Here is a 17,274-nt window from a genome sequence, read left to right on the forward strand (position 1 = left end):
CTGTTGATGGAAGCATTATACTACATTGGGACATTTTCCTTTGTGGTATATTAGGACATTATCATAAATGGTTCATATAAGAGAGCATATAGAGGAAGATTAAAGGTTGACTTCTTAACGGCAATTTGGTATATTAACTACACATATGGATTCTGTGAGGGAGTAGTTTGCGTGAAAACGTGGTTTGTCAACAGTCGCGGCTTTGATCAGATCTGATTCAGGCCTGGCAAATCTTAAAGAATGAGACTCATGTATGCATGTTATGGCATACATGAGTCTTTTTACATTTTGGGCAGATGTAATTCCAAAGAAGCAGGCTTATGAAGTAAATGCTGTTTTGTAACACACATTTTGCAGAAAGCCTTTTTCAAACACACTCTGGAGAATCTGTAAAGGTAAAAATATGCGGATAACAAAAGGAGAATATTATGCAAAATATTATTAATGGATTGCCGATTGCAGCTGTTATCCTGCTGCTGGCAGTGGGATTTGCCTTTCTGGTAAAAGGGGCTGACTTTTTTGTGGAGGGAAGTTCCAGCATTGCGAAGAAGTTAAAGGTTCCGCCCATCATCATTGGTCTTACGATTGTGGCTATGGGAACTTCACTGCCAGAAACAGCCGTGAGTGTGACTGCTTCTCTGGTACAGAATAATGAACTTGCTGTCAGCAATGTAGTAGGATCCAATATTTTTAATCTGATGTTTGTAATTGGTGTCTGTTCAATTCTGACGCCAATTATGGTCCAGAAAGCAACTGTGGTAAGAGATATTCCCTTGTCTTTAGGCTGTGCACTATTTCTGCTTGTACTGGGAATTTCAGGACTGGGAGATAAGGCGGGAATGACGCTGGGTCATGCAGATGGAGTTATTTTCTTGATCGTGTTTGCCGGATATATTTTCACAATGGTACGAAGCGCAATGAAAGCCCGTGCTGCAGGACAGAAGGTTGAAATAGAAGGTGTTGAAGAATGTGATAATATGAAAGAGCTGTCATATGGCAAAAGTATCCTCTTTCTGATCGTGGGTGCAGCTGCAATTGCTTTTGGCGGTGACCTTACCGTTGATACAGCCAGCAGGATTGCAATAGAGCTTGGAATGAGCCAGACTCTGGTCGGGCTTACCATTGTGTCTATCGGAACTTCACTTCCGGAGCTTGTAACCTCTGTAGTTGCAGCAAGAAAAAATGAAGTTGATATGGCAGTTGGAAATGCAGTCGGATCCAATATTTTCAATATTCTGATGGTCCTTGGAATCTCATCTGCTATCAGTCCGGTAGCTTTGATCCGGGAAAACATAATCGATATAGTGCTTCTTATGGTATTTTCGGTTATGGTCTGGATCTTTGCAGGAACCAGGAAAAAAATTGAGCGCAAAGAGGGTATTATAATGGTGGTGGTATATCTGGTTTATTGCGCATATATTATTGCCCGCTAATAAAAGCAGAAAAAGCTTTCATCCATCCCGTAAAGGGAGAGATGAAAGCTTTTTTGATTGGAAAACAGGTGAAAATTAACGCTTGTATAGTAAAACACCTGGCGGAACAGTACTTGCTGAATAGTGGTAAACATGTTGAAATAATTAAAACATATTGCTGATAAAAATTTCCAGACCAATTGCAATTAGAATGACGCCACCGAGAATATCCGCCTTGTTGGAAAGTCTGGTTCCGAAGCGTTTTCCAAGGGAAAGTCCGGTCATGCAGATAAAGAATGTGACTATGGCAATGATCAGGGAACAGACAAGAGCCATCAGCCAGTCATACTCTGAGATGGTGAATCCTACGGACAGGGCGTCAATGGAGGTTGCAATGCCCTGAACGAAAAGGGATTTGGGACCAACTCCCGGAATTTCATCACCCTCATCGGTTCCCCGGATACCATTGATCAGCATGGAGCCTCCGATATAGCAAAGAAGGATCAGCGCAATCCATGGAATAAATTTCTCAAATGTCCTGAAGTATTCTACAATGGTGTGGACACATAACCATCCGGTCATTGGCATGATGGCCTGGAAAGCACCGAATGTGCCTGCAATGCCGCACATTTTTTTCATGCGCATCTTAGGCTCGTGAAGGCCGTTTGCCAGGGACACAGAAAAAGCATCCATTGCAAGTCCGACTCCAAGCAGGGCGCTGTTCAGAAAAAACACAAAACTGTAGTTCATTTTTACGTTCCTCCGTAATGTATTTTATTACTGGTTTCCATTTTTTTATTTGCTGTGGAAACAGATCTCTCGGCGAAGCTTTTTACAGCATGAAAAAAGACCCGATATATAACCACAGGCTATATATGGGTCATCTGCATTCTTATAAAAGGACAGACTCCATGTATAGCATAACGTTATACATGAGTCTCGCAATTTAATGCAAGCCAGATCGAAACACTGCTCTGAAATCTGCTGTTTATTCAGTGAACAGCAATCTATACAAACAGATTCATACGGTCGGTATGTTGACTTGCCACGCGTCTGTGGACACGCTTGCTACTCCCTCACAGGGAAACCTTGTTTCGTAACTTTATCAGATAATGATAAAATTGTCAATAATTTTTCTCAATAATATTGACATCCTGATGATATTAGAATAAACTAACTCCTGTAACATTAATGATAAAATTTATCATTAGCAGACGAATTTTATCAAAAATGGTTGCTGCTTAGTTTTGAACAGCAACAAAAATCTTACATATGGGAAAAGAGGACAAGTACATATGACATTAAAAGACCTTCCCATCGGGAAAACCGCCACAGTTACAGTAGTAGGAGGAGAGGGTGCCCTGCGGCAGCATTTCCTGGATATGGGAATCATTCCCATGGCGGACGTGACCATGGTAAAATATGCACCTATGGGTGACCCTGTTGAAGTCAGGATACATAGCTATGAGCTGACCCTGCGTCTTGCAGATGCTGCCCAGATTCAGATTGATAATGTAAGGGATGAAAAAGAACAGAAACGAGGAAGCCGTGTCAGGGCGATTCCTCATCCAGGTCTGGGCGAGGGAGGTAAATATCATGAAAAAGCAGATGAGCATCCCCTTCCTGACAGTGAGCTTCTTACCTTTGCGCTGGCAGGAAACCAGAACTGCGGTAAAACAACCCTGTTTAATCAGTTAACCGGCTCCAGTCAGCATGTAGGCAACTTTCCGGGAGTTACTGTAGACCGCAAGGATGGTATTATCCGTGGGAAAAAGAATACTCTGGTGACAGACCTGCCGGGAATTTATTCCATGTCCCCCTATACCAGCGAGGAAATCGTAACCAGAAGCTTTATTCTGGAACAGCATCCAAAAGGAATTATCAATATTGTGGATGCAACCAATATTGAAAGAAATCTATATCTTACCATGCAGCTGATGGAACTGGATGTTCCTATGGTCCTGGCATTGAATATGATGGACGAGGTAAGGCAGAATGGCGGTTCTGTACGTGTGAACCAGATGGAAGAGGCGCTTGGAATTCCTGTAGTACCTATTTCAGCAGCGAAAAATGAGGGAATCGATGAACTGGTAGCCCATGCGATCCATGTGGCAAAATATCAGGAAAAACCAAAGCGTCTGGATTTCTGCGATGCAAACGATGATGGCGGTGCTGTTCACAGATGTCTTCATGGAATTATGCATCTCATTGAGGATCATGCTCAGCAGGCAGATATCCCGGTACGTTTTGCAGCCAGTAAGCTTGCGGAAGGGGATGAACTGATCCTGGAAAAGCTTGGGCTGGATCAGAATGAAAAAGAAACCCTGGAGCATATTGTAAAGCAGATGGAGACGGAGCGTGGGCTTGACCGGTCCGCGGCGATTGCCCATATGCGCTTTGACTTTATTGAAAAAGTCTGCGCTGAGACCGTGATTAAGCCTCATGAAAGCAAGGAGCATCTGCGCAGTCAGAAGATGGATAAAATACTTACAGGCAAATATACAGCCATTCCATGCTTCGCAGGAATTATGGCTCTGGTTTTCTGGCTGACCTTTGGTGTGATCGGAAAGGGACTTTCAGATCTTCTGGATATGGGAATTACCTGGCTGACTGCAGTGGTGGATCAGGCCATGACTGCATGGAACGTAAATAATGTGCTTCATTCTCTTGTAATTGACGGTATTTTCAATGGAGTTGGAAGTGTGCTCAGCTTTCTGCCGATTATCGTCACCCTGTTTTTCTTCCTGTCACTTCTGGAAGACAGTGGATATATGGCCAGAGTTGCTTTTGTAATGGATAAGCTGCTTCGAAAGATTGGACTTTCCGGACGAAGCATTGTCCCAATGCTTGTAGGCTTTGGATGCACAGTTCCTGGCGTTATGGCAAGCAGAACCCTGCCCTCAGAGCGTGACCGTAAGATGACGATCCTCCTTACTCCTTTTATGAGCTGTTCGGCAAAGCTTCCTATTTATGCTTTCTTTACAGCTGCCTTTTTCCCGAAATACGGTGCACTGGTAATGATAGCACTTTATTTCGGCGGAATTATTATGGGAATCCTGATGGCACTGATTTTTGGAAAAACCATGTTTAAGGGAGAAGCGGTTCCCTTTGTAATGGAGCTTCCTAATTATCGTCTTCCAGGTGCAAAAAACGTTGGCCAGCTTCTTTGGGAAAAAGCAAAGGATTTTCTTCAGAGAGCCTTTACTGTTATTTTTGTGGCAACCATTGTGATCTGGTTTTTACAGACCTTTGATCTGCATTTGAATATTGTGACAGATTCCAAAGACAGTATTCTTGCAGTACTTGCCGGATTTATTGCACCGGTATTTAAGCCTCTTGGCTTTGGAGACTGGAGATTTTCCACAGCTCTTGTAACAGGTTTCATGGCAAAGGAGAGCGTGGTTTCCACATTGTCCATATTATTTGGAAGCACAGCGGCACTGGTGGAGGTGCTTTCTCCGCTGGCAGCAGTGTGCCTTCTTACCTTCTGCCTTTTATATACGCCTTGTGTAGCCGCGATTGCTTCTGTGAAACGTGAGCTTGGCGGAAAATGGGCAGCTGGAGTGGTGATCGGACAATGTGTGATCGCCTGGATTGCGGCATTTTTGGTAAAAATCGTCGGCGTTTTGATCGGATTTTGAGAAAAATGACTATTTTTCATTTTTGTTAAAAATAATATTGACTATTGGTCATTTTGGGTTATACTATAGTACGAAAGAAATGAATTTAAGGAGATGACATCAATGGTCAAAGTAGGAAAATGGATAGCCAAGCATAAGGTCCTGGTGCTTTTGATCGGACTTTTGCTGGTAATCCCGTCTGTGATCGGAATCGCAGAGACGAGAGTAAATTATGATCTGTTAAGTTACCTGCCGGATACCCTTGAGACGGTAAAAGGTCAGGATATTCTGGTGGATGAGTTTGGTATGGGCGCCTTTTCCATGGTAATTGTGGAGAATATGGATATGAAGGATGTCCAGAAGCTGGAAGAGAAATTCAGTGAAGTAGAGCATGTAAAGGATGTTCTCTGGTATGATGATGTGGCGGATATCACTCTTCCGGTAGAGATGATTCCTGAGAAGTACAGAAAGGTATTTATAAATGGCGATGCAACCATGATGTTGGTTCTGTTCGATAATACTACATCTTCAGATACTTCCATGGAAGCTATCACAGAACTACGTAAGATTGCCAACGAGCAGTGCTTCCTCAGTGGCATGACAGGAGTTGTTACAGATATTAAGAACATTGCCATGCAGGAGCTGCCGATTTACGTTGTGATCGCAGCAGTACTCAGTCTGATCATTCTGGAGCTGACAAGCGGATCCTTTGTTGTTCCGTTTTTGTTCCTGCTCAGTATCGGACTTGCTATCCTTTACAACCTGGGAAGCAATATTATTCTGGGCGAAACCTCTTATATTACACAGGCACTTACCGCAGTGCTTCAGCTTGGTGTTACCATGGATTATTCCATTTTCCTTCTGAACAGCTACGAGGAAAATAAGAAGCGTTTCCCTGGTGAAAAGGACCGTGCCATGGGGCATGCCATTGCAAATACTTTTAAGTCTGTAGCTGGAAGCTCTGTTACCACAGTAGCCGGCTTCGTTGCACTTTGTGTTATGACCTTTGCTCTTGGACGTGACCTTGGTATTGTTATGGCAAAGGGCGTTATTATTGGTGTTATCTGCTGTGTAACCATTCTTCCGGCACTGGTTCTGTTTTTTGACAAGCCTATTGAGAAGACACAGCATAAGCTGCTTCTTGCCAGAATGGATAAACCGTCTGCATTTATTACGAAGCATTATAAGCTTTGGACTGTGATTTTCCTGGTGCTTCTGCTTCCGGCTATTTATGGAAACAATCATACAAAGATTTACTATAATATTGCAGAATCCCTTCCATCCACTTTGGATTGCAACATTGCCAATGATGAGCTGGAGAAAACTTTCGCAGTAGGCAATATCCATATGATTATGATGGATAAGAATATGGACTCCAAGCAGAAACAGCAGATGTTAAATGATATTGATAAGGTTGAGGGTGTGAAGTGGAGTCTGGGTATGAATTCCCTGATCGGACCTACCGTTCCGGAGTCTATGATCCCGGATGATCTGAAGAAGATTTTCAAAGGAGATCAATATGAGCTTGCATTTGTATGCTCTGAATATGGTTCTGCTACAGATGAGGTAAATGCCCAGCTTGCAGAAATTGATAAAATAGTAAAGAAATACGATAATACTGCAATGGTAATCGGTGAGGCACCGCTTATGAAAGATCTTCAGGATACCACAGATGCCGATCTGGTTCGTGTAAATGTAATCTCCATCGGTGCCATTTTCCTGATCATTATGATTATCTTTAAATCAATTTCCCTTCCGATCATTCTGGTTGCGGTTATTGAGTTTGCGATTTTTGTCAATATGGCCATTCCGTACTATCAGGGAATCAGCCTTCCGTTCGTTGCAAGTATTGTTATTGGTGCCATCCAGCTGGGTGCAACCGTTGACTATGCGATCCTGATGACTACCCGTTATCAGAGAGAGAGACAGCACGGTAAGAATAAGATGGAAGCCATCAGCATTGCCCATAAGACCAGCATGCCGTCCATTATCAGCAGTGGTCTCAGCTTTTTCGCAGCAACCTTCGGTGTTTCCTGTTATTCACAGGTTGAGATGATCGGTTCTATCTGTACATTGCTTGCCCGTGGTGCGATCATCAGTATGGTAGTTGTACTGTTTATCTTACCAGCTATGTTTATGATCTTCGATAAACTGATCTGTGTTACATCTATTGGTTTCCTTGGAGATAAAAAGGCAGCCAAAGCGAAATAAAACATAATCAGACGTCCTGGGAGCGCTGATTACGCTCAGAACAGCCGGCTTTGGAAGAAATCCGTTACGGTTCGCTCCGTGACAAGTAACACGCTTCGCGATGCATAGAAATCCTGCTTCAGCAAAATGAGGCAGGATTTTTTTGTTGAATAAAAGAGAAGAAAACGTTATAATTGTGTTGCATTTTAGAGCCTGTTTGAAAAAAGATTCCCGCAAATTGTGACGTACATTTTGCAGAATGCCTTTTTCAAACACGTTTTAGGAAATGGAGTGATTTGTACATGACACTAGAAGAAATCCTTGCCCAGGTGCAAATGGGAGGACTTTCTCCGGAAGCAGCAGGGAAGCTGATTCGACAGGATGGTTACAAGGAAATGGATTATGCCAAGCTGGATACGGGGAGAAAAGCCCGTACTGGTTTCGCAGAGGTGATTTACTGCAGCAATAAGGCAGATGCCCATTTGCTGAAAATATTTGAGCGTTTATATATGGAAGAGGGAGAAGTACTTGGAACAAGGGCTTCCCAGGCACAGTATGAGCTGGTGAAGGAGAAGTTTCCGGAAGTTCAGTATGACCCTGTTTCCAGAATCCTGAAAATAGAGAAACCAGATAAGATTCATGAGGGAAAGGTGGCTGTCTGTACTGCAGGCACTGCAGATATTCCAGTGGCCGAGGAAGCAGCACAGACTGCAGAATATTTTGGAACTCACGTGGAACGGATTTATGATGTTGGTGTAAGTGGAATGCACAGGCTGTTTTCCAGGCTGGAGATCATTCAGGACGCGAATTGTGTTGTGGCTGTGGCTGGCATGGAGGGTGCTCTTGCCAGTGTTATGGGCGGTCTTGTAAGCCGACCGGTGATCGCGGTGCCTACGTCTGTGGGATATGGAGCGAATTTCCATGGATTATCAGCACTTCTGACCATGATCAATTCCTGTGCCAATGGAATTGCCACCGTGAATATTGACAATGGATATGGAGCCGGATATCTGGCAACGCAGATGAACCGGCTGGCGCTTGGTAAGTAAGAGACACAAATTGAAAAGCAATTTGATAAATTTGTAACGAGGAGAATTATGGGAAAATCATTATATCTGGAGTGTTATTCCGGAATCAGTGGTGATATGACAGTGGCAGCACTGCTGGATCTGGGAGCAGATCAGAAGGTGCTGGAGGATGTACTTGAAAGTATTCCGGTGCAGGGATTTGAGATAAAAGTAAGCAGGGTGACGAAATCCGGGATTGATGCCTGTGATTTCGATGTAATCCTGGATGCAGAGATAGACGGACATGACCATGATATGGAGTATCTGCATGGACATGATCATAGTCATACGCATGGGGCAGAAGAACATAATCACAGTCATACGCATGAGGCAGAAGAACATAATCACAGTCATACGCATATGGCAGAAGAACATAATCACCAGTATGAGCATAGCCATGAGGCAGCTGCAAAGAATGTGGCAGCACATGGACATGATCATGGAGATGAGATAGCAGCACATACTCACGAGCCCCATCGTCATCACAAACATCGCGGTATGAACGAAATCTGTCAGATACTTGCTGACACAAAGATGACTGACAGTGCCAGAGGTATTGCCCTTAAAATTTTTCAGATCCTGGCAAGGGCAGAAGCAAAAGCCCACAATGTTCCGGTGGAGGAGGTGCATTTCCACGAAGTTGGAGCTGTGGATTCCATTGTAGATATTTTGTCCGTGGCAGTCTGCCTGGACAATCTTGGAATTACAGAGGTCATTGTACCTGTATTATGTGAAGGAATGGGTACGGTCCGCTGCCAGCATGGCATTTTACCAGTTCCGGTTCCAGCGGTAACCCATATTGTACAGCAGTGTGGCCTGAATCTGCGGATCACTCCGGTACAGGGTGAACTGGTAACTCCTACAGGTGCGGCAATTGTGGCAGCAGTACGTACTTCCTGCAAATTACCGGAGACCTTTGCAATTGAGAAAACAGGTATCGGAGCTGGCAAGAGGACGTATGAGTGCCCGGGAATCCTGCGTGCAATGCTGATTCACCCGGAAGAATCCCATAAACCGGAAAAAGCGGTGGGAATTCCGGCAGGAAATGAAAGTGCGGCAAATGAAACTGCCAAAATTCAGACCGGTGTTACGGAAAGCGCGGATTGTGCAGATTACATCTACAAGCTGGAAACAAACATCGATGACTGCAGCGGTGAAGTACTTGGCTTTGTCATGGAGAAGCTTTTTGAGGCCGGTGCAAGGGATGTGCATTATACTCCTGTATATATGAAGAAAAACCGTCCTGCATGGCTTCTTACTGTAATTTGTAAGGAAGAAGATGTTCCGGGAATGGAAGCGCTGATTTTTGCAGAAACTACCAGTATTGGTATCCGCAGGGCCAGGATGGAGCGCACGATTTTGCCCCGGAGAAAACGGAAAGTAATGATTCCCTTCGGCGAGGTGGAAGTGAAAATATGCGGTTCAGAAGGAGCAGAGAAATGCTATCCAGAGTATGAAAGCCTGGCGAAAATCTGCAGAAAGACTGGAATTTCTTATGCAGAAGCCTACCAGATGGCAGTAGATGCAAGTAAGAATCTGGAATGATTGATGTTATTGGTCACGGAGTAACACAGTAACTGATTGATCGCTTCCAGGTTAAATCGCAATATTGCAACCTGGGAAAGAGTATGTTACAATACAGTTTGGCTTTTTTCCAAAAAGAAGTTTATATACGAATGCTTTGGATAAAACAGAAAGCCAAATTTTTCAAAATATAATGGAGTGAATATGAAGAAATATTTAGATAATCTCAGACAGTATCAGTTCCTGTTAAGTGAATTGGTCAAAAAAGGAATCAAGCTGAAATATCGTCGTTCCTACCTTGGTATTTTGTGGTCCATGCTAGAACCACTGCTTTCCATGGTGGTACTGACAATTGTCTTCGGAACCCTGTATGGAAACACGGACAAAACATTCCCTGTATACATTCTTTCCGGACGTCTTCTGTACAGCTTTTATTCCTCTGCAACCAAAGCTGCGCTGAAATCCATCCGATCCAATGCAGCAATGATCAAGAAAGTGTATGTACCGAAATATCTGTATCCACTTTCAACTGTAATTTATAATTATATTATTTTTCTGATCTCCCTGGTTGTGCTTGCCATTGTAGGCGTGATCCTGGGTGTGAAACCGACTATTTATCTGCTTCAGGCACCGGTTGCCTTGATCATCATTCTGATCCTTTCCTACGGAAGTGGAATGTTCCTTGCAACTATCGGTGTATTTTTCAGAGATATTGAGTACCTCTGGTCTGTTGCCCTGATGCTGATCATGTATACATGTGCCATCTTCTATTATCCAAGCAAGCTGCTGAAGAGTGGCTGGGCATGGATCCTGAAGTTCAATCCTCTGTACTGTACCATTCAGATTTTCCGATCTGCAATCTTCGGAGAGCCTATGTATGCGCCATATGTAATTTATGCAGCTGCATTCAGCGTAGTGATTACCATCATCGGACTTGTATGCTTCAAGAAAAAACAGGATAATTTTATTCTGTACATCTAGAACCTGTTTGAAAAATCATTCCCTGCAGAAAGTATTTTTCAAACACGCTCTAAACTACCATTTACAGGAACATGTTAAGGAGAAAATATGAGCAAGACAGCCATTGAAGTCGATAACGTAAGCATGAAGTTCAACCTGAGCCGTGAGAAGGTTGACAGCTTAAAAGATTATATATTTAAAACCATTAAGAGAGAAATCCAGTACAATGAATTCTGGGCTTTGAAGAATGTAAGCTTCAGCGTGGAAAAGGGAGACCGTGTAGGTATCCTTGGTCTTAACGGAGCTGGAAAAAGTACTCTTCTGAAGGTGATTTCCGGTGTATTCAAGCCTACAGAGGGTCATGTGGACAAACATGGGAAAATGGTTCCCCTTCTGGAACTTGGCGCTGGTTTTGACCCGCAGTATACAGGAAAAGAGAATATTTACCTGTATGGTGCCATGCTTGGATATACCAAGAAATTTATTGACAGCAAATATGATGAGATTGTAGAATTCTCTGAACTTCAGAAATTCATGGATGTTCCGGTGAAAAATTATTCCTCCGGTATGAAATCCAGACTTGGCTTTTCCATTGCCACAGTAGTAGAACCGAAGATCCTGATCCTGGACGAGGTCCTTTCCGTAGGTGACGCCAAGTTCCGTAAAAAAAGTGAAAAGAAGATCATGAGTATGTTTGACTCAGGTGTTACCGTCCTTTTTGTATCCCACTCTCTGGAACAGGTACAGCGCCTTTGCAATAAGGCCATGATTCTGGAAAAAGGCAAGCTGATCGCATACGGCGACATTGGTCCGATCTCTGAGCAATACAGTAAAATGATAGGTGGCTGATTATGAAAAAGGAATTAACCCGGGAAGTTTCCAGATATGACAAGCTGATAAAGCGTTTAGAAGGTGAAAAATGAAAATCCTGCAGGTAGGGCTGGGAAATAATCCTGGCGGTATGGAAGCATTTGTAATGAATTATTTCAGGGAACTGGCCAGACAGGGAGTATCCTTTGATTTTGTATCCATGTATGGAACGATTGCTTATGAGAAAGAAATCCTGGAGCTTGGTGGACGGGTTTTTTATGTTCCCAATATAAAAAAAGATTACTTTGGCTATATAAAGGCCTTTCGGAAGCTCCTTTCCCGGGAGAAGTACGATGTCGTGCATGTGAATATGCTTTCAGCAGCCAATATCGTACCACTTCGCCTGGCGAAGCAGGCAGGAGTGAGAAAGGTGATCGCACATTCCCATAACGCTTCAGCACCGGGAATTGTGCGTAAGCTGATGGATGGCGTGAATCGTCCCAGAATGAAGCATTATGTGAATGAGAAGTTTGCCTGTTCCGAAAAAGCAGGCAGATGGCTGTTCGGAGATAAGGCTTTTGAACGGGGCGAGGTAACTTTGGTTGCAAACGCAATTGAGACAGATAAATATGGCTTTTCAGAGTCAAACAGGCGGAAAATCAGAGAGAAGCTGGGGATTTCCGGGGATGCCCTGGTAGTAGGGCATGTAGGCAGGTTTCAGGTTCAGAAGAATCATGAGGCCATTCTCCGTATTTTCCATGAAATCCAACGAAAAGAGCCAGCTGCAAGGCTTTGCCTTATTGGTGACGGCGAATTAAAGGAACAGATCCAGGAGCAGGCTAAAAAGGCGGGTGTCCTGGATAAAATCATATTTACGGGAGTATGTCAGGACGTGGAGCGGTACTTAAGCGCCATGGATGTTTTCCTGTTTCCTTCTTTATTTGAAGGACTTCCATTTACTCTTCTGGAAGCTCAGGCCAATGGCCTGCCCTGTGTGATTTCAGACCAGATCACAGGAGAAGCAGTACTCTCCCGGGAAAATGTGACAATGATTTCCCTGGCAGAAAGCCCGGAGAAATGGGCCAAAGCTGTGTTTAAGATGAAGGAAGCCGGGAGAATTGAAAGAGAAGAAGCAGCCAGAAGGCTGGCAGAAGCAGGATTTGACATCCATAAGGAAGGGCAGAAGCTGATGCTTCTGTATGGCAGATAAGCTGACTGAGAAGGCTCTAGAGCGTGTTTGAAAAATCATTCCCGCAATCTGCACGCCCCACTTTGCGGTATATTTCACCCGAATTCGGTTGCCGTAGCCCGCTACGGCGCCCTCATCAGGGCGAAATCTCCCACAAATTGTGACGCACATCTTGCAGAAAGCCTTTTTCAGACACGCTCTAGCCCGCAATCATTTAAAGAGCAGGAGAACGTAAATGGAAAAAATAGATTTTGTGCTCACCTGGGTGGACGGCAGTGACCCTGACTGGCTTGCACAGCGCAGGGAATATCAGCCTGGCAGGGGAACTGACGCCGGGGAGAGCAGATACCGCGATTGGGACAATCTCCAGTACTGGTTCCGCGGTGTGGAGAAATTTGCTCCCTGGGTAAATAAAATATATTTTGTTACATGGGGACATGTTCCAAAGTGGCTGAACACAGCGCATGAAAAGATTCAGATTGTAAAGCATGAGGATTTTATGGCGCCTGCTTATCTTCCTACCTTTAATATTAATTCCATAGAACTGAATCTTCACCGAATAAAAGGATTGTCAGAGCATTTCGTCTTTTTTAATGATGATATGTTTCTCATTGATTCCGTGAGACCGGAAGATTTTTTCAAAAATGGATTTCCCTGTGACTGCTGTATTGAGACCGCCCTTGTGCAGGACAATATCCGCAATCCTTTTGCCAATATTCTTATGAATGATGCAGCTCTTGTCAATATGCATTATAATAAAAAAGAAGTGATCAAAAAGCAGGCAAATAAATGGTTCAGTCCGGCTTATGGAGCAATGCTCTTCCGCAATGTGCTGATGCTGCCTTATCGTGAATTTTCCAGTTTTAAATATTCACATCTTCCAAGTCCTTTTTTGAAAGCAACCTATTGGAAAGTATGGGACGAAGAGGGTGCTGTTCTGGATGAGGTTTGTAAGAATCGTTTCCGCACAGTATTCGATGTGAACCAGTACGTGATGAAATATTGGCAGTACATGGAAGGGAAATTTACGCCCCAGTCACCGAAGCTTGGAAGATTTTATACCATAGGAAAACATGATCAGCAGATCCACCATACCATTCGCAGACAGGCGTGTAAGATGATCTGCCTTAATGATGATGTGAATGTGGGTGATTTTGAGAAGCAGAAGAAAGAAATTCAGAGAAGCTTTGAAGTGATTTTTCCAGAGAAATCGTCTTTTGAGATGTAATTGCAGAAAGCCTTTTTCATACAGGCTCTGGTGTATCGTAATTTTTGTCAGGCAAATTATAGAAACGAGGGTAAGAGATGACAAAGGATTCCCTTAAAAGGAAAATAAAAGAAGAGGGTCTGGCTGGAAGTGTTCTTTATTATCTGGGCCGCTTTTGTTCAAAAGCGGAGCTTGCCATGGTGGGAAAATGGTTCGGGAATCACGGGAAGCTCCGTCAGAACTGCATTGTGCTGAAAAACCGTACCATGCAGGACATGACAGACAATCCCAGGGCCTTTTATGAATATCTGATTCAGAATAAAATAAATGAGAACTATCAGATTATCTGGATGGTTTCCGATAAGAAAAAATGTGAGAAACTGAAATGCAAGAATGTTAAATTTGTAACGGCAGAGAATAAATATGGCTGGTCCAGCCCCCTTTCTTATTATTATGGTGCTGTTGCAGGATTTTTTTTCTATACAAACAATACAGCTTACCTGAATTTTTACCATTGTAAAGGGCAGACCACAGTGAACATGTGGCATGGCTGCGGCTATAAGGATGCAGCCAAAGACAACAAGCCGCCTGCAGGAAAAAGCATGATGCATTTTGACCATGCCATGGTGCCGGGACCTGTGTTTGTGGAAACAAAATCCCGTTACTGGAACTGTGAGAAAGAGAAGATTCTTGCCCTTGGCTATCCAAGATATGACTGGATGCTCCATCCATCTGTCAGCCGTGGGGAGGCACTGGAGAAGCTTTTTTCCCATAAGGATATGAAAACCGTGATCTGGATGCCTACTTTCCGAAAAAGTGAGGTGCTGATCAGCGCAGAGAATGAAATTGAACTTCCCTTTCAGCTTCCTGCATTGGAGAGCGAGGCGGAGCTGAAAGCACTGGATGTTCATTTAAGGGAATGCGGAATATTTCTGATCATCAAAAAACATCCCCTTCAGTCTGGCTGGTCCCTGGATGAAGGTGCGTATACCAATATCCGTTATGTGACAGAAGAAATGCTTCAGAAATCGGGCATTCAGCTGTATGAACTGGTGGGACTTATGGATGGACTGATTTCGGATTATTCCTCCATTGCAGTAGACTATATGCTTCTTGACCGACCTCTGGGCTATGTGCTCACAGACCTGGAAAGCTATCGAAATACAAGAGGATTTGTATTTGAAAATCCGGAAGCATATATGCCAGGTGAGAAGATTTACAATTTAGAGGATCTGAAGGACTATTTTTCCCATATCGCAGTGGGAGAGGATCCTTTTAAAGAAGAGAGAAGAAGATTATTGCCTGCAATGCACACTATGCCAAAGAAGTCAGGTTACTGCGAGGCACTTGCAGAGTATTTGAATATAAAGTAAAATAAAAGCAGAAGTTACCCATCCAAAAAGGTTCTAGTACATCATTTCGTAAATAATTATATCAATCGGATTCACAGACAAGTGAGTGGTATAGTTATTTAGAAAACAATGTGCTATGATTATTTTTTCGAAAAAAACAGATACAGGAGAGGGATAAATGGGAAAGGTAATCGGATACACACAGGGAACTTACGATATGTTTCATATCGGTCATCTGAACCTGATCAAAAATGCTAAGAGAAGATGTGATTATCTGATCGTAGGCGTAAATACAGATGAACTTGTGGAAAGCTATAAGAATAAAAGACCTATCGTGCCATTGGAAGAGCGGGCTGAGATCGTCCGGTCTATTAAATATGTGGACGAGGTGATCATCACGAATACCCTTGATAAAAAAGAAATCTGGGATAAGATCCGTTTCGATGAAATTTATATCGGAGATGACTGGAAGGGAAATGAGCGCTGGGAGCGCACCGGGAAAGAGATGGAAGCCCTGGGAGCCAGGCTGGTTTATCTTCCCTACACCAAAGATACTTCTTCTACAATGCTTCGTGAGAAACTGAAAGAGTATTAATGCGGACTGATTTAGAGCCTTTTTTAAACAGGCTCTGGATTGTAATATATTAAGAAAGGTAAAATCCATGGAAAGAGCACAGAGAATTCTAAAGAAATTTTCAAAAATCCTGAAAGAGCAGGGCGCAGGACCTTTGTTCACCACATTCAAAGGCTATGTGACTTATGCTTTATATGACCGCTGGAAAGTGAGACGACTTCGTAAATTCCCCCCGCGTATGGTGAAAAACAGAATCCTGTTTGAGACAAATGATGATTTTACAGACAATTGCCGGGCTCTTTTTGATTATATGGTTGCAAATGGATATAATAAAAAATATGAGCTTGTCTGGCTTGTTCATGAGCCGGAGAAGTATAAGAAATACCAGGCGGAGAATGTGAAGTTTGTTCGCAATTTTAAGAAGAACACGACGATCCGCAGGGCAGCAGCTTACCGCTATGCATTGACCTCAGCCTTTATTTTTTACACCCAGGCGTTTAACTGGATCGGAATGGCAAGAAAGGGTCAGACTTTTGTAAATCTCTGGCATGGCTGCGGCTACAAGGCGAACAAGAACAACCGCAAGGTATTTTTCGACTACTGTCTGGTGCCAGGAGATGTGTTTATTGAGACGAAGAAAGAGTTCTTTGGCTGCAGTTCCAGGAAGCTTCTTGCACTTGGCTATCCGCGTTACGATCAGATGATGAAGGGAAGCGACGCCGCAAGAGCATATAAGGAAAAGCTTCTGAAAGCAGCTGACAGTGACAGGCTGATCCTGTGGATGCCTACCTACCGTCATGCAAGCAGCGAGAGACTGAATGAGGAAACGCTGAACAATGAATTTAATATCCCGATCCTGGACGATAAGGAGCGGCTTCTTGATTTTAATAATTTCTGTCGTGATAATCATGTACTTGTGGTAATTAAGAAGCATTATCTCCAGATTCCATATGACTTTGGAGAAAATGTGCTGACAAACATTGTTTACCTGGAAAATCAGGATCTGGAAGACAATGGCTTGCAGCTTTATGAGTTTATCAACTGTTCGGATGCCCTGATTTCTGACTATTCTTCTGTGGCAATTGATTATCTGCTTCTCAACAGACCTATTGGATTTACTCTGGATGACTATGATGCCTATACGGAGTCCAGAGGATGGGTATTTGAAAATCCACTGGAATACATGCCAGGAGAACATATTTACAATGTACAGCAGTTTGAACAGTTTGTTCTGGATGTCAAAAATGGAAAAGATGACTATGAGAATCAGCGTAAGGCAATTCTTGCAAAGACTCATAATGTAACAGATAATTACTGCAAACGTGTTCTGGATTATTTCAAAATTACGGTATAACAGAGAAAATACGAA

General features: G+C 43.2%; 14 protein-coding genes and 1 pseudogene. 14 read left to right on the forward strand and 1 reads right to left on the reverse strand.

Going from position 1 to position 17,274, the window contains the following annotated elements; genetic code table 11:
• The first annotated feature begins 428 nt into the window (after positions 1-428).
• The gene (locus AB5170_RS07015) at positions 429-1,433 is read left to right on the forward strand and encodes a calcium/sodium antiporter (RefSeq protein ID WP_195591159.1); all 1,005 of its coding nucleotides are present in this window, start codon (positions 429-431) and stop codon (positions 1,431-1,433) included.
• Between the two features lie 144 nt (positions 1,434-1,577).
• Here the strand turns inward: AB5170_RS07015 and AB5170_RS07020 are convergent, their stop codons facing one another.
• Positions 1,578-2,162 carry a manganese efflux pump MntP family protein gene (locus AB5170_RS07020; RefSeq protein ID WP_368362029.1) on the reverse strand — a complete coding sequence of 195 codons (585 nt, stop codon included), beginning with the start codon at positions 2,160-2,162 and terminating at the stop codon, positions 1,578-1,580.
• 545 nt (positions 2,163-2,707) lie between these two features.
• Between AB5170_RS07020 and feoB the strand changes: the two genes are divergently transcribed.
• The 13 genes and pseudogenes from feoB to AB5170_RS07085 all read left to right on the forward strand — a co-directional run bounded on the left by feoB (position 2,708) and on the right by AB5170_RS07085 (position 17,259).
• On the forward strand, positions 2,708-5,053 hold the full coding sequence (gene feoB, locus AB5170_RS07025; RefSeq protein WP_173774227.1) for a ferrous iron transport protein B: 2,346 nt from the start codon (positions 2,708-2,710) through the stop codon (positions 5,051-5,053).
• A gap of 102 nt (positions 5,054-5,155) precedes the next feature.
• The gene (locus AB5170_RS07030; RefSeq protein ID WP_270432608.1) at positions 5,156-7,243 is read left to right on the forward strand and encodes an RND family transporter; all 2,088 of its coding nucleotides are present in this window, start codon (positions 5,156-5,158) and stop codon (positions 7,241-7,243) included.
• A gap of 206 nt (positions 7,244-7,449) precedes the next feature.
• Positions 7,450-7,509 (forward strand): annotated as a pseudogene (locus AB5170_RS07035) (DUF6783 domain-containing protein); the annotation flags it as partial.
• A 15-nt stretch (positions 7,510-7,524) separates the two neighbouring features.
• On the forward strand, positions 7,525-8,271 hold the full coding sequence (gene larB, locus AB5170_RS07040) for a nickel pincer cofactor biosynthesis protein LarB (protein WP_173774229.1): 747 nt from the start codon (positions 7,525-7,527) through the stop codon (positions 8,269-8,271).
• Positions 8,272-8,319: 48 nt separating this feature from the next.
• Positions 8,320-9,834, forward strand: a complete 1,515-nt coding sequence (larC, locus tag AB5170_RS07045) for a nickel pincer cofactor biosynthesis protein LarC (RefSeq protein ID WP_195983231.1) — start codon at positions 8,320-8,322, stop codon at positions 9,832-9,834.
• Between the two features lie 183 nt (positions 9,835-10,017).
• The gene (locus tag AB5170_RS07050) at positions 10,018-10,794 is read left to right on the forward strand and encodes an ABC transporter permease (RefSeq protein WP_118579579.1); all 777 of its coding nucleotides are present in this window, start codon (positions 10,018-10,020) and stop codon (positions 10,792-10,794) included.
• 87 nt (positions 10,795-10,881) lie between these two features.
• The gene (locus tag AB5170_RS07055; RefSeq protein WP_173772721.1) at positions 10,882-11,622 is read left to right on the forward strand and encodes an ABC transporter ATP-binding protein; all 741 of its coding nucleotides are present in this window, start codon (positions 10,882-10,884) and stop codon (positions 11,620-11,622) included.
• 70 nt (positions 11,623-11,692) lie between these two features.
• On the forward strand, positions 11,693-12,793 hold the full coding sequence (locus AB5170_RS07060) for a glycosyltransferase family 1 protein (RefSeq protein ID WP_195983232.1): 1,101 nt from the start codon (positions 11,693-11,695) through the stop codon (positions 12,791-12,793).
• Between the two features lie 27 nt (positions 12,794-12,820).
• Positions 12,821-13,051 (forward strand): DUF6783 domain-containing protein, encoded by a 231-nt coding sequence (locus AB5170_RS07065; protein ID WP_368361878.1) that lies wholly within the window; start codon positions 12,821-12,823, stop codon positions 13,049-13,051.
• Positions 13,008-14,000 carry a Stealth CR1 domain-containing protein gene (locus tag AB5170_RS07070; protein ID WP_195983233.1) on the forward strand — a complete coding sequence of 331 codons (993 nt, stop codon included), beginning with the start codon at positions 13,008-13,010 and terminating at the stop codon, positions 13,998-14,000. Before AB5170_RS07065 ends, AB5170_RS07070 begins: the two co-directional genes overlap by 44 nt.
• Before the next feature lie 77 nt (positions 14,001-14,077).
• Positions 14,078-15,352 carry a CDP-glycerol glycerophosphotransferase family protein gene (locus AB5170_RS07075; protein WP_195380254.1) on the forward strand — a complete coding sequence of 425 codons (1,275 nt, stop codon included), beginning with the start codon at positions 14,078-14,080 and terminating at the stop codon, positions 15,350-15,352.
• 157 nt (positions 15,353-15,509) lie between these two features.
• Entirely contained in the window at positions 15,510-15,926 is a 417-nt protein-coding gene (locus AB5170_RS07080; RefSeq protein WP_118579597.1) for an adenylyltransferase/cytidyltransferase family protein, read from the forward strand.
• 67 nt (positions 15,927-15,993) lie between these two features.
• The gene (locus tag AB5170_RS07085) at positions 15,994-17,259 is read left to right on the forward strand and encodes a CDP-glycerol glycerophosphotransferase family protein (RefSeq protein WP_148461864.1); all 1,266 of its coding nucleotides are present in this window, start codon (positions 15,994-15,996) and stop codon (positions 17,257-17,259) included.
• The last annotated feature ends 15 nt before the right edge of the window (positions 17,260-17,274 follow it).

The organism is Ruminococcus sp. RTP21484sp1_RTP21281st1_A8_RTP21281_210402 (genome assembly GCF_040914025.1).
GTDB classification, from domain to species: domain Bacteria; phylum Bacillota; class Clostridia; order Lachnospirales; family Lachnospiraceae; genus Blautia_A; species Blautia_A faecis.

What these genes read in the sequence shown, in the direction of transcription:
- AB5170_RS07015 (WP_195591159.1), top strand. Translation starts at nt 429, where the DNA reads ATGCAAAATATTATTAATGGATTGCCGATTGCAGCTGTTATCCTGCTG.
- AB5170_RS07020 (WP_368362029.1), bottom strand. Translation starts at nt 2,162, where the DNA reads ATGAACTACAGTTTTGTGTTTTTTCTGAACAGCGCCCTGCTTGGAGTC.
- feoB (WP_173774227.1), top strand. Translation starts at nt 2,708, where the DNA reads ATGACATTAAAAGACCTTCCCATCGGGAAAACCGCCACAGTTACAGTA.
- AB5170_RS07030 (WP_270432608.1), top strand. Translation starts at nt 5,156, where the DNA reads ATGGTCAAAGTAGGAAAATGGATAGCCAAGCATAAGGTCCTGGTGCTT.
- larB (WP_173774229.1), top strand. Translation starts at nt 7,525, where the DNA reads ATGACACTAGAAGAAATCCTTGCCCAGGTGCAAATGGGAGGACTTTCT.
- larC (WP_195983231.1), top strand. Translation starts at nt 8,320, where the DNA reads ATGGGAAAATCATTATATCTGGAGTGTTATTCCGGAATCAGTGGTGAT.
- AB5170_RS07050 (WP_118579579.1), top strand. Translation starts at nt 10,018, where the DNA reads ATGAAGAAATATTTAGATAATCTCAGACAGTATCAGTTCCTGTTAAGT.
- AB5170_RS07055 (WP_173772721.1), top strand. Translation starts at nt 10,882, where the DNA reads ATGAGCAAGACAGCCATTGAAGTCGATAACGTAAGCATGAAGTTCAAC.
- AB5170_RS07060 (WP_195983232.1), top strand. Translation starts at nt 11,693, where the DNA reads ATGAAAATCCTGCAGGTAGGGCTGGGAAATAATCCTGGCGGTATGGAA.
- AB5170_RS07070 (WP_195983233.1), top strand. Translation starts at nt 13,008, where the DNA reads ATGGAAAAAATAGATTTTGTGCTCACCTGGGTGGACGGCAGTGACCCT.
- AB5170_RS07075 (WP_195380254.1), top strand. Translation starts at nt 14,078, where the DNA reads ATGACAAAGGATTCCCTTAAAAGGAAAATAAAAGAAGAGGGTCTGGCT.
- AB5170_RS07080 (WP_118579597.1), top strand. Translation starts at nt 15,510, where the DNA reads ATGGGAAAGGTAATCGGATACACACAGGGAACTTACGATATGTTTCAT.
- AB5170_RS07085 (WP_148461864.1), top strand. Translation starts at nt 15,994, where the DNA reads ATGGAAAGAGCACAGAGAATTCTAAAGAAATTTTCAAAAATCCTGAAA.